This is a genomic window from Micromonospora sp. WMMD975 (assembly GCF_029581215.1).
GTDB lineage: Bacteria > Actinomycetota > Actinomycetes > Mycobacteriales > Micromonosporaceae > Micromonospora.
In genome coordinates this window covers 3613356-3625692 of record NZ_CP120739.1, presented here as the reverse complement: position 1 = coordinate 3625692, position 12337 = coordinate 3613356, and the positions used below count along the sequence as shown (strand labels likewise).

The window sequence follows — 12337 nt, the reverse complement described above, 5'->3', positions numbered from 1 at the left end:
GGGGCCCCTCCTAACACGTCTCCCGGATACTCGCGGCAGGGTGTCGGATTCGGGGAGGGTGGCTCCGACCCGCAGGGGAGGGCGCCCGAACCGCGGGCGCACAGGTGAGCGGAGGAGCGCAGCATGGGCAAGACCATCTACTGGGTGCACCAGTCGGTCGACGGCTTCATCGAGGGGCCGAACGGTGAGTTCGACTGGCCGGCGATGGGGGACGAGCTGTCCGCGTACTCCATCGGGTTGTCCGAGCGGGCCGACGCCTTCGTCTACGGGCGGCGGGTGTGGGAGATGATGTCGTCCTACTGGCCGCAGGTCGAGTCGATCTCCGACCACCCGCACGACCTGGCGTTCGCGCCGATCTGGCGGCGTACCCCGAAGGTGGTCGTCTCCCGCACGCTCGCCGAGGCCGACCACGGCGCCCGGGTGGTCGGCGGCGGGGACCTCGCGGCGGAGTGGGCCGAGGTGCGTGCGCGGTTCGGCGGGGATCTGCTGGTCACCGGCGGGACCGGCGCGGCGACGGCGCTGGCCGCGCTCGGGCTTGTCGACGAATACCAGGTGATCGTGCACCCGGTGCTTCTCGGCGGCGGGCGGCAGGTGCTGCCCGACCTGGCCCGCCAGGAGCTCAGGCTGGTCGAAACGCGCCCGTTCGACGGCCGCGCGGTGCTGCTGCGCTACCAGCGGGCCTGACCGGCCGGCGGCGGGTGCGGCAGGTCAGCGGCCGGGGGTACGGCAGAATCGTGCGGTGCCCGTCCACGAGATCACCGACCCCGACGACGACCGGATCGCCGACTACCGCGCGTTGACCGACGTGGAGCTGCGGACCCGCTGGGAGCCCCCGCACGGGCTGTTCATCGCCGAGGGGGAGTTGGTGCTGCGGCGGGCGCTGCGGGCCGGCTACCCGGCCCGGTCGTACCTGGTCGACGCGAAGCGCGCGGACCAGCTCGCCGACCTCGACACCGCAGACGCCCCGGTGTACGCGGCCACGCCGGACGTGCTCCAGCGAGCCACCGGCTTCCACGTGCACCGGGGCGTACTCGCGTCGTTCCACCGCAAGCCGGTGCCGTCGGCGGCGGAGGTGCTGGCCGCCGCCGGGCGGGTGGTGATCCTGGAGGACGTGAACAACCACACCAACCTGGGCGCGATCTTCCGGGCTGTGGCGGCGCTCGGGGTGGACGCCGTGCTGCTGTCGCCGACCTGCGCCGACCCGCTCTACCGGCGCAGCGTCCGGGTCAGCATGGGCGAGGTGTTCGCGGTGCCGTACGCGAAGCTGGAGAGCTGGCCGGCGGGCCTGGAGCAGGTGCGGGCGGCGGGGTTCACCGTGCTCGCGATGACGCCGGCGCCGGACGCCGTGCCGATCCAGCGGCTTACCGCCGACCAGCGGGCCCGGGCGGCGTTGCTGCTGGGCGCGGAGGGCGCCGGGTTGACCGGGGCGGCGATGGCGGCCAGCGACGTGCGGGTGGTGATCCCGATGCGCCGGGGCGTGGACTCGTTGAACGTGGCCGCGGCCACCGCGGTGGCCTGCTGGGAACTCGGTCGGGACGATCCGCTTGCATGACCATGCGCGTTGACGCATAATCTTCCTTGTGTCCAAGGTTCTCACCTCCCTGCCCATCGGCGAACGCGTCGGCATCGCCTTCTCCGGCGGCCTCGACACCTCTGTCGCGGTCGCCTGGATGCGCGACAAGGGCGCCGTGCCCTGCGCCTACACCGCCGACATCGGCCAGTACGACGAGCCCGACATCGCCTCCGTGCCGGGTCGCGCGCTCAGCTACGGCGCCGAGGTCGCCCGGCTCGTCGACTGCCGCGCCGCCCTGGTCGAGGAGGGCCTCGCCGCGCTGACCTGCGGGGCCTTCCACATCCGCTCCGGCGGGCGGGCCTATTTCAACACCACCCCGCTGGGCCGCGCGGTCACCGGCACCCTGCTGGTCCGCGCGATGATCTCCGACGACGTCCAGATCTGGGGCGACGGCTCGACCTTCAAGGGCAACGACATCGAGCGGTTCTACCGGTACGGCCTGCTGGCCAACCCGCAACTGCGGATCTACAAGCCGTGGCTGGACACCGCCTTCGTCACCGAGCTGGGCGGGCGCAAGGAGATGTCGGAGTGGTTGCTCGACCGTGACCTGCCCTACCGGGACAGCACCGAGAAGGCCTACTCCACCGACGCCAACATCTGGGGCGCGACGCACGAGGCGAAGACGCTCGAACACCTCGACACCGGCATCGAGACGGTCAGCCCGATCATGGGGGTCCGGTTCTGGGACCCGGCCGTGGAGATCCCCACCGAGGACGTCACCATCGGCTTCGACCAGGGCCGCCCGGTGACGATCAACGGCAAGGAGTTCGGCAGCCCGGTCGACCTGGTGCTGGAGGCCAACGCCATCGGCGGCCGGCACGGCCTGGGCATGTCCGACCAGATCGAGAACCGGATCATCGAGGCCAAGAGCCGGGGCATCTACGAGGCGCCCGGCATGGCGCTGCTGCACGCCGCCTACGAGCGGCTTGTCAACGCCATCCACAACGAGGACACCCTGGCCAACTACCACACCGAGGGCCGCCGCCTGGGCCGGCTGATGTACGAGGGACGCTGGCTGGACCCGCAGGCGCTGATGCTGCGCGAGTCGTTGCAGCGCTGGGTCGGCACGGCCGTCACCGGCGAGGTGACGCTGCGGCTGCGCCGGGGCGAGGACTACTCGATCCTGGACACCACCGGCCCGGCGTTCAGCTACCACCCGGACAAACTGTCCATGGAACGCACCGAGGACTCGGCGTTCGGCCCGTCCGACCGGATCGGCCAACTCACCATGCGCAACCTGGACATCGCCGACTCCCGGGCGAAGCTGGAGCAGTACGCCTCGCTCGGCATGGTCGGCGGCGCCGGCACGCAGCGGATGGTCGGCGCCGCGCAGGCGGCCTCGACCGGGCTGATCGGCGCGATGCCGGAGGGCGGCGCGGAGGCCATCGCCTCCCGGGGCGTCCCGTCGGCGGCCGACGAGTGGCTCGACCGCGCCGCGATGGAGTTCGGCGTCGACTGAGCCGCGCGCGGGGCGGGCCTGCGGCATCGGCGGTGACGCAGGGTAGCGTGTCGCCCGTGTTCCCTACCGTGCGTGAGGTGCTCGCCCTGGAGCCGGTACGGCACGGCGCGCCGCGCCTCGTCGCCGGCGACGCCGGGCTGGACCGCCCGGTGCGCTGGGTGCACGTGGCCGAGGTGCCCGACATCGCCACCCTGCTCGGCGGCGGCGAGCTGGTGCTGACCACCGGGATCGGACTGCCCGCCGACGACGCCGGCCTGCGCGCGTTCATCGGCGACCTGGCCGACGTCGGCGTCTCCGGGCTGGTCGTCGAACTGGGCCGCCGCTACGTCAGCGGGGTGCCCCGGGTGATGGCCGCCGCCGCCGAACGGCGCGGACTGCCCCTGATCGAGCTGCGTCACGGCACGCCGTTCGTCCGGATCACCGAGGCGGTGCACGCGCTGATCGTGGACGCCCAGCTCACCGAACTGCGCGCCACCGAGGAGATCCACCAGCGGTTCACCGAGCTGTCCGTGGAGGGTGCCGAACCGGCCGAGGTGCTGCGCCAGGCAGCCGAACTGGCCGGCTGCCCGGTGGTGCTGGAGAACCTGTCCCGGCAGGTGCTCGCGTACGACCCGGCGGGGGAGAACGCGGAACTGCTGCTGGACGGCTGGGAACAGCACTCCCGGCGGATCCGCCCCGCCGGGCGCACCGCGTACGACCCGGACAGCGGCTGGCTGGTCACCACCGTCGGCGCGCGCGGGCAGGACTGGGGGCGGCTGCTGCTGCGCTGGCCGGCGGCCGAGGCCGCCCCGCCCACCCGGCTCACCATCCTGATCGAACGGGCCGCCTCCACGCTCGCCCTGGGCCGGCTGATCCGCCGCGACGCCGAGGGCCTGGAACGGCAGATCCACCGCACGCTGCTGACCGCGCTCATCGACCACTCCCGCCCGGTGGACGAGGTGGCGCTGCGCGCCAAGGCGCTCGGCGTCACCCTGGACCGCCGGCACCTGGTCGGCGTGGTGGTCCGGCACCGCAGCGACGACCCGGCCGGCGACGCCGCCGCGCCGGGCGCCGACACCGGCCCGGAGGCCGGCCCGGCCCGGCTGCGCGACCTCGCCGAGGCCGTCGGCCAGGCCGTGCGGGAGGCCAAGCTCACGGCGCTGACCAGCGCCGTCGACGACCAGGCCGTGGGCGCGCTGCTGGCGCTGCCCGACCCGGCCGCCGAGGAGAAGTCGCTCGCCGCGTTCACCACGGCGTTGCGTCGGGTACGCCTCGACGCCGCCCCGGTCCGCCCGCCCGCTCCCCACCCAGCGCGTCCGGTCGACGGGGTTGTTCGCGGTGCGGCTGGTTCGGGGCGTCCGGTCGACGGGGCTGTTCGTGGTGCGGCGCGTCCGGTCGACGGGGCTGTTCGTGGTGCGGCGCGTCCGGTCGACGGGGCTGTTCGTGGTGCGGGGCGTCCGGTCGACGCTCCTGTTCGTGGTGCGGCGCGTCCGGTCGACGTTCCGGCCCGACCGGCGATCGTCGTCGCGGCCGGCTCCGGGGTGGGCAGCCTGCGGGAGGCGCGCCGGTCACTTGTCGAGGCGCGGCAGATCGCCGAGGCGGCCCGGCGGGACCCGCGGGACCTGCCCTGCTTCCGGCTGCCGCACGTCGGGCTGGCCGGACTGCTGCACCTGCTGCGCGACGAGCCCCGGCTGCAGACGTTCGTCGAGCGGGAACTCGGTCCGCTGCTCGCCTACGACGCCCAGCACCCCCGCGAGCAGCTCCTCGACGCCCTACGGGCATACCTGGAGCAGGGGCGGAACAAGTCGGCGGCGGCATCGGCGGCGCACCTGTCCCGCCCCGCCTTCTACGAGCGGCTGGCGCGCATCGGCCGCATCCTCGACGCCGATCTCGACTCGGTCGACAAGTGCCTCTCCCTGCACGTGGCCCTGCTGGCCCTGGACGCCGTCCGCCCCATCTGACCCCCGCCTCCACTGCGGCGATCATGAAGTTGACGGCGGTGTTGATCTCCATTCATGCCGTCAACCTCATGATCACTCTTGGGCTGTCCCTCGTCCGGCCGCCGGCGCTGGTCGGGGTAGGTCAGGTGAGGGACTGGAGGGCCTTGGCGTAGGGGGCGGGGACGAAGCTCGGGCCGGCGGGGGTGAAGACGTCGGAGGTGGACGCCGCCTGCCAGGCGGTGTCGGGCAGCTCCGCGACCAGGGCGCGGACCACCGGGGCGTCCCGCCACTGCTCCTGCTCGGCGAGCAGGCTCAGCGCGACCACCGACTCCTCCACCTCGCCGACGCACTCGAACGGCTTGTGCCCGTCGATGCCGAGCAACTCCCGGTAGCCGGGGAGCTGGGACTCGTCGGCCAGCAGGTCACCGCCGAAGATGCCGGTGAGCCGCTCGCGGGGCATGAACGGGGCCATGGCCAGGAAGACGAACCGGCACTTCGGGCAGTCGCGGCACCAGCGTTCGCTCGCGTCGCGCAGCTTGAACGCGGCGTTGCAACTGGTCACCACCGCGTCGTACCTGTCGATCTCGGCGAACAGTCGGGCGATGTGCAGCTCGGACAGGGAGCGCAGGAGCGAGAAGTACGGCTCGGTGAGCCCGGCGTGCTCGGCCAGCGCGGCACGCAGCAGCCCTTCCGCCTCGACGCCCTTGGACCACTGGTGGTTGATCTCGTGGCCCTGCCAGAGGAGGTTCGGGTCGGACGCGGACCGCTCGTTCGACATCACCACCGGCCCGAGCCCGTGCAGCACGGCGGTGGCGACCGCGATCAGCGAGTTGATCGCGGTGACCGGGATGTGCCCGTTGCGCGCGCCGGCCGCGTTCAGCTCGAACAGCGCCGGGTCGAGCCGGCGCCGGGCGGCGAGCGGCACCAGGTCGGACGCCTCGTTGACGGAGACGATCACGTGGTTCGGGTTGACCGAGAAGGGCACCGGGTCGAACCCGGCCCGGCGTAGCGCCTCAAGCGTGACGATGGAGTCCTTGCCGCCGCCGACGGCGGACAGCGGACGGCGGTCCGAGTTGTCGAGCGGGGCAGCCGCCTCGACCGAGCCGGCCGGCACCTCGGGCCGCAACGTCAGCACGTACGGCAGGTCGTTGCGGTAGGCGTACTCGGCGAGGCCCTTGGTGTAGACGGCGGTGACCAGCTCGACGGCGGCGGTGCCCAGCGGCGCGGGCAGCACCAGCCGGGGCGGCGCGGCGGCCTTGTAGTAGCTGACGCCGGCGACCACGTGCAGCAGCTCCAGCACCCGGCCGAGCGTGGCGGCGGTGGCGTCGGAGACCGGCTCGGCCGGCAGCGGGAGCGTGATCACCTCGGTGAACCGCTGCTCGCCGTCGGGACCGGTCAGGGCGTAGTCGAACAGGACCTCGCCGGTGGCGAAGTCGATCGAGTAGGACGGGAAGGTGAAGGCGTCCATCCGCCGGAGCTGCTCGTTGGGCACACGCCATACTACAGCGTGTCTCAAAAGTCCGTTGGTTCATGAGACACCGCCCTTCTCGGGCGTCCCTGCGTCACGGGTGTCCGTGGCGGTGGGGTTCCTCCGTCGTCAGGACTGGTTGCACCGGCGCTTGGGCGCTGGCCAGAGCCGGTCCCTCGGGAGGCGTTGGTGACCGGGCCTCGTGCTTCGGGGTCCCGGGTCTGGGCGTGGCGTTGCTCGGCCCAGACGGCGAGGTTGACCGCTGCGTTGACGTCCCGGTCCGCCGTATGCCCGCATTCGTCGCAGCGGAAGACGCGTACGGACAGGGGTGGGGCGGGGCCGATGATGCGGCAGGCACTGCACATTCTTGTGGACGGGTACCCGCGGGGTGCCCGGATGACCTGCCCGCCCCGCCAACGTTGTTTGTAGCCGATGATGCGGGCCAGTTCAGCCCAACCCGCATCGGAGATGGCGGCGGCCAGACGCCGGTTGCGCAGCAGACCGGCGGTATACAGATCTTCCAGAGCCAACCGGTCGTGGGTCTTGACCAGCTGGTTGGCGACCTTGTGCAGAAAGTGACGACGTACATGCGCGACACGATGGTGGGCACGAGCGAGCCGGGTGACAGCCTCGGCCCGATTGCGGGAGCCTCGCCGTTTGCTGGTGACCTGGCGGGACAGCCGGCGTAGCCGAGGCAGGGCGGTCCGCAGCGGGCGCGGTGAATCAGTGACGCGCAGCCGCTGTCGGCCGGTGGTGTCGGCGGCCACCACGAGGGCAGTGAGGCCGCGGTCGATGCCTACCCAACCACTACCGTCAGCGTCGGGGCGTGGCGGGTGCTGCCGGGCGGGATGCAGGTCGGCCGCCTCCACTGTCACGGTGGCGGTCCATCGGCCGGACCGGCAGGAGACGGTGGCATACCGGGTGTGGGCTCGGCCCATGCGAATCATCCGCCGTAGTCGGCGCGTGTCCTCCCGTACCCTCAGGGCTCCGATCCTCGGCAGACAGATACTCCGAGTGCCCGCCGTCGGATCCCCCACTCGGATGCTCACCCGACCCGTCTTGGTCTTGCAACGGATCCGGAACGACGGCTGGGTGCGGCTCTTGCGTTTGAATGTCGGGAACCCCACCCGGCGACCTGGCCGCTTTCCCCATCGCGAGTCGGCCCAGGCGGCCAGGGCGCGGCCCAGGTCGACAGCGGCTTCCTCACACACCTGCTGACACACCTGGGCACGCCACGACAATCCCGTCGCCGTGATCTCGGCCGAACCGGCCGAGTCGACTACTAAGCGGCGGCCCGCCTGTGCCGAGACCTTCCACGAGTTGAACGCGTTGATCAGGTCGAAACCCGACCACGGCACCACCACCGACCCGCCCCGGTGTTTGGCATCCAGGACGTCCTTCACCAGAGCCAGGCACTGGTTGAACGCGAACCGAGCCGCCCCCGTGTGACGGACCAACACCGCCACCTGCGACGGTGACGGGTCAGCTGTGAACCGGAACGCGGTAAACCTCCCCACAGCCCCACAGCATGCCTGCCACCTCCGACACAACAGTCAGCGTTGCGGCAGGATGGGGGGAAAATCCCTGCCTCTGACGAACGGCCGGTGCCGGGAGTGGCAACAGCGGCCGCCGGCCGTTCGAACGCCCGTGAACCTCAGCCTGTATAGGCTGCAATCGCCCTCATCCTTCATGAGGGGGAGGACGTCAACGAGGAGAGCCCGTGCGCCTGTCTGATCTGCGCGGACGTCATGTCGCCGTCTGGGGCGCCGGCCGTGAGGGCCGGGCCGCGGTGGTCGCGATCGCCGCGCACGCCCCGGCGGGTCTGGTCGCCGTCGACGACAGCGCGAACTTCCTCACCCTGCCCTGGGAGGGTCCGCTCGCCGCGGCGGCGCCGCTGGTGACCGGCGAGGAGGGCTTCGAGCGGCTGGCCGCCGCCGACGTGGTGGTCCGCTCGCCGGGGGTGCCGAACACCCACCCGTGGATGGGCGAGCTGCGCCGCCGGTCCGTCCCCGTGACCCAGGGCAGCGCGCTCTGGATGGCCGACCACGCCGACCGGACCGTCGGGGTGACCGGCAGCAAGGGCAAGAGCACCACGTCCAGCCTGATCAGTCACCTGCTCACCGCGATGGACCGGCCGAACGTGTTCGGCGGCAACATCGGGGTGCCGCTGCTCGACCTGCCCGAGGCCGAGCTGTACGTGCTGGAGCTGTCCAGCTACCAGTGCGCCGACCTGACCGACTCGCCCCGGGTGGCGGTGGTGACCGCGCTCTTCCCCGAGCACCTGGACGCGCACGGCGGCGAACGGGAGTACTACCGGGACAAGCTCAACCTGGTCGCGCACGGCCCGCGCACCGTGGTGGTCAACGGCGCCGACCCGCGACTGGCCGTGGAGCTGGGCGACCGGGCCGCGGTCCGGGCCGGCTCGCCGGACACCACCCACGTGGCCACCGGCCCGGACGGCACGCCGTGGTTCCACATGCGCGACGCCCCGCTTTTTCCGCGCGCGGTGCTGCCGCTCGTCGGCCGGCACAACGAGGGCAACCTGTGCGTCGCGCTTGCCGTGCTGGACGCGCTGGGCGTGGACGTGGTCGCGCGGCGGGACAGCCTGGCCGTGGCGGTCGCCGAGTTCCAGGGGCTGGCCCACCGGCTCACCGAGATCCCCGACCCGTCCGGGCTCACCTTCGTCGACGACACGCTCGCGACCAGCCCGTACGCGGCCATGCACGCGATCGACGCGTACGAGGGGCGGCCGTTGACCGTGATCGTCGGCGGCACCGACCGGGGGCTCGACTACGCGCCGTTGCGGGAGCACCTCGCCGAGCGGGAGATCACCGTGATCGGCATCCCGGACAGCGGCCCCCGCATCGTGGCGGCGCTGGCCGGGTTGCCGGCGGTGCGCACCGAGGTGGCCGAGGACCTGGTCGCCGCCGTCGGGCTGGCGCGCAAGCTCACCCCGGCCGGCGGGGTGGTGCTGCTGTCCCCGGCCGCGCCGAGCTACGGCCGGTTCCGCAACTTCGAGCACCGCTCGGAGGTGTTCGCCCAGGCGGTGGCCGACACCGCCCGCTGAGTCACCCGGCGGGCAGCGCGTCGTCGGCGGGTTCCGGTGCCGCGGGCGCGGGCGCCGGTCGTTTGTCCGGGGTCCAGGCGAACGCGAGCGCGCCGCCGACAAGCGCCAGCAGCATGCCGATCAGGAAGCCGCCCAGGTTCGAGGTGAGCCAGGAGGCCAACCCGAGCAGCAGGGACAGCAGCGCGTAGAAGACCCGTTGCTGCGGGGTGGCGACGAGCAGCACCCCACAGAGTACGAGGACGGCCGGCACCAGGTACGCGGCCAGTCCCTGCGGTCCGACGTGCAGCAGCACCCCGAGCGGCGCGCGCAGGGTCACGAGCATCTCGACGCCGCCGAGCGCGACGAGCACCCCGGCGGTGAACGGCCGGGCCCGCCGCCAGTGGCGCCACCGTGCCCGGGCGGCCGGCGCCGCGTGTGCTCCGGCGGTCACCTCAGCACCCGTCGGAGCTGAAGCCCATGTGCAGGTTGGGCAGCGTGAACACGGCGGCGGTGGTGGCGTAGTTGTTCTGCCGCAGGTTGGTGATGGTCACCGTGTCGGCCTGTTGGGCGAAGACTCCGGGATTGCCCTTGACGCCGGGGACCTGGTCGACCGTGCTGGCGTCCTGCCCGACGTTGATGTTCTTGAACGAGGCGTTGCCGGCCACCTCGTCGCCGTCGACGACGAGCGTGCGGGCGGTGACCGGCTTGCCGGAGCCGCCGGCGGTGATCCGTAGGTTGATCCCGCCGAGGCTGATGCTCTGGCAGAGATTGGTCAGCTCGGCCTTGTCGATGGCCGACACGATCACCACCACCTGACCGCCGGTGTCGCCCTGGTTGGGGCTGTCCGGGATCATCTGGTCGAGCGTGGCGAACTGCTCGAACCCGGTGCCTTCGAGTTTGTCGGCGGTGACGGTGAACGGCATGCCGGAGATGGCGAACTGCGCGCCGAGCACGCCCTGGGCGGTGAGCACGACCATGCCGGCCGCGCCGGCCGCGACGGTGCCGAGGGTGACGGCGAACCGGCGCCAGCGTACGCCGCTGCTCGGTTGGCCGGACTCGATCGGTGCGGTCTGCTCCGACATGGCGGCTCCCTTTCGAGATCAATTCATCCTCGACGATGTGAATTGCTCGCGCAGGCCGAAGTTACCGCTGAGTAAATGGAGGGTCAACAGATCGTTGCCCGGCATCTGTCAATTGGGGCCAAAGTGAAAAACCGCTGCGGTTTTTGATCCGATCAGGGTGCGCAGGGAGCCACGGTGGTCGGTCCGTCGTCCGGATGGTCCGGCCGGGTGGCCCGGCGCGCGTCCTCGGGGCCGAGGAAGGGCGCGACGGCCGCGTACGTGAGGACCGGCAGCAGCAGCGGCAACTCCTCGGCCCGCCCCTGCGCCACCCGGGCGCGGACCGTCGCGTAGATGCCGCCGACCACCGTGGATGCCAGCACGTCGCGGTCCACCCCGGGCACCGCCGGCCCCGGGTCGGCGCCGGCGAAGAACCAACCGAAGCTGTGCGCCAGCGCGTCCCGCTCCCGGCGCGCGTCCGGACCGGCCGCGTCCACCTCGACGAGCGCCATCCGGGCGAAGGCGGGCACGCTCGCCAACACGTCGAGCAGCGTACGCAGCGCCGCGCGGGCGGCCTCCGGCCAGGCCGGCCCGGCCTCGGCGTAGGCGGCCTCCATGAGCTGCGAGACCACGGCGATGCCGTGCCGGTACGCGGCGAGGAACGCGTCCTGCTTGCCGCTGAACAGGGCGTAGAAGGCCGGCCTGGTGACCCCGGCGGCGTGGCAGATGTCGCTGACGCTGGCGTTGTCGTACCCCCGGGCGGCGACCTCCCGCACCAGCCCGTCGAAGAGGCGGTCGCGCTGGGTCGCCGCCACCTCCTCGGCCGGCACGCGCCGCGGCCCGCGCTTGATCGCCCGGTCCGGATCGCGGCCGTGCCGTGCGCCTGGCAGGGGGGCCGGCGGGGGCGGGCTCTGGATGGTCAAAAGATCGGCCCTCCTTGATGCGTTGACTTTACGACCCTCTGAGGTTTATAACTTTCGACACGCTCAGTTCGCCCACCGTCACCATTGGTGATCTCCACCGAGGGCCCGAACGGCTGTCATTATCGCCGCCCGTCCCCGCCCTCCCGGCTCCATCCACCACGCTGTCCCACCGCCGGAAGGAACAACCATGCCCAGGTACGGACGTATCGGCGCGGGCCTCGCCGCAGTGGCGCTGCTGACCGGACTGGTCGGCGCCGCCCCCGCCACCGCCGCCCCCGCCACCGCACTCGCCAGCGCCGTGCTGACCTATCCCGCCCCCGGCGGCACCGCCGTCTCGGTGGGCGACGTCATCCAGGCCAGCCTGAAGAGCGGCACCAACGCCACCTTCTACTCCTCGGCCAGCGGCAGCACGGGCGTCAAGTGCGCCGCGTCCAGCTTCAGCGCGAAGGTGCTGACCAACCCGACCGCGTCCGGCACGGCCACCGAGAGCCTCACCGCGCAGACGTTCACCAGTTGCACCACGAACGTCTTCGGCACCACCGGCGTGCAGAGCGTGACCGTCAACAACCTGCCGTACACCACCTCGGTCACCAGCGCCGGCGTGGTCACCATCTCCGGCACGGCGGCTGCGCCGATCCAGAGCACCGTCGTGCTGAACTCGCTGCTCGGTGCGATCACCTGCGTCTACCGGACCAGCGCGAACAAGCTCACCGGTGTGGCGGCCAACGCCACCAACTCGATCGCCTTCACCAACCAGACCCTGACCAAGTTCTCCGGCCCGTCGCTCTGCTTCGGCACCGCCTACTTCACCGCCACCTACTCGCCGGTGAAGGACACCAGCAAGACCGGCAGCCCGGGCGTCTACGTCAACTGACCACCGGGCCCACGGCC

General features: G+C 72.1%; 11 protein-coding genes. 6 read left to right on the top strand and 5 right to left on the bottom strand.

The window, feature by feature from the left end:
• The first annotated feature begins 123 nt into the window (after positions 1–123).
• From O7613_RS15570 to O7613_RS15555, 4 genes are read left to right on the top strand one after another with little or no spacing between them, the layout of a single operon-like run.
• Positions 124–684, top strand: coding sequence for a dihydrofolate reductase family protein (locus tag O7613_RS15570; protein WP_281587686.1), 561 nt, complete (start codon positions 124–126; stop codon positions 682–684).
• Between the two features lie 55 nt (positions 685–739).
• Positions 740–1552 carry an RNA methyltransferase gene (locus O7613_RS15565; RefSeq protein WP_282289145.1) on the top strand — a complete coding sequence of 271 codons (813 nt, stop codon included), beginning with the start codon at positions 740–742 and terminating at the stop codon, positions 1550–1552.
• A 28-nt stretch (positions 1553–1580) separates the two neighbouring features.
• Positions 1581–3032: an argininosuccinate synthase gene (gene argG, locus O7613_RS15560; protein WP_281587690.1), complete on the top strand. Its 1452-nt coding sequence runs from the start codon at positions 1581–1583 to the stop codon at positions 3030–3032.
• Entirely contained in the window at positions 3029–4972 is a 1944-nt protein-coding gene (locus O7613_RS15555) for a PucR family transcriptional regulator (protein ID WP_348775417.1), read from the top strand. Before argG ends, O7613_RS15555 begins: the two co-directional genes overlap by 4 nt.
• 121 nt (positions 4973–5093) lie before the next feature.
• Here O7613_RS15555 and O7613_RS15550 read toward each other — a convergent pair whose 3' ends face one another.
• Entirely contained in the window at positions 5094–6443 is a 1350-nt protein-coding gene (locus tag O7613_RS15550) for a hypothetical protein (protein WP_281587694.1), read from the bottom strand.
• Between the two features lie 20 nt (positions 6444–6463).
• On the bottom strand, positions 6464–7936 hold the full coding sequence (locus O7613_RS15545) for a transposase (protein WP_282289143.1): 1473 nt from the start codon (positions 7934–7936) through the stop codon (positions 6464–6466).
• A gap of 203 nt (positions 7937–8139) precedes the next feature.
• Here O7613_RS15545 and murD point away from each other — a divergent pair, with 203 nt between their 5' ends.
• Positions 8140–9486, top strand: a complete 1347-nt coding sequence (murD, locus tag O7613_RS15540) for a UDP-N-acetylmuramoyl-L-alanine--D-glutamate ligase (RefSeq protein ID WP_282289142.1) — start codon at positions 8140–8142, stop codon at positions 9484–9486.
• Position 9487: 1 nt separating this feature from the next.
• On the opposite strand, the gene O7613_RS15535 is transcribed toward murD, so the two are convergent.
• The 3 genes from O7613_RS15535 to O7613_RS15525 all read right to left on the bottom strand — a co-directional run bounded on the left by O7613_RS15535 (position 9488) and on the right by O7613_RS15525 (position 11446).
• Entirely contained in the window at positions 9488–9916 is a 429-nt protein-coding gene (locus O7613_RS15535; protein WP_282289141.1) for a DUF6114 domain-containing protein, read from the bottom strand.
• Position 9917: 1 nt separating this feature from the next.
• Positions 9918–10547 carry a DUF6230 family protein gene (locus O7613_RS15530; RefSeq protein ID WP_281587700.1) on the bottom strand — a complete coding sequence of 210 codons (630 nt, stop codon included), beginning with the start codon at positions 10545–10547 and terminating at the stop codon, positions 9918–9920.
• A gap of 152 nt (positions 10548–10699) precedes the next feature.
• Positions 10700–11446 (bottom strand): TetR/AcrR family transcriptional regulator, encoded by a 747-nt coding sequence (locus O7613_RS15525; protein ID WP_282289140.1) that lies wholly within the window; start codon positions 11444–11446, stop codon positions 10700–10702.
• Positions 11447–11633: 187 nt separating this feature from the next.
• Between O7613_RS15525 and O7613_RS15520 the strand changes: the two genes are divergently transcribed.
• Positions 11634–12320, top strand: a complete 687-nt coding sequence (locus O7613_RS15520) for a Tat pathway signal sequence domain protein (protein WP_282289139.1) — start codon at positions 11634–11636, stop codon at positions 12318–12320.
• The last annotated feature ends 17 nt before the right edge of the window (positions 12321–12337 follow it).

Bases quoted from the DNA above. Each gene is read 5' to 3' on its own strand.
- O7613_RS15530 (WP_281587700.1), bottom strand. From the start codon at position 10,547: ATGTCGGAGCAGACCGCACCGATCGAGTCCGGCCAACCGAGCAGCGGC.
- O7613_RS15570 (WP_281587686.1), top strand. From the start codon at position 124: ATGGGCAAGACCATCTACTGGGTGCACCAGTCGGTCGACGGCTTCATC.
- O7613_RS15520 (WP_282289139.1), top strand. From the start codon at position 11,634: ATGCCCAGGTACGGACGTATCGGCGCGGGCCTCGCCGCAGTGGCGCTG.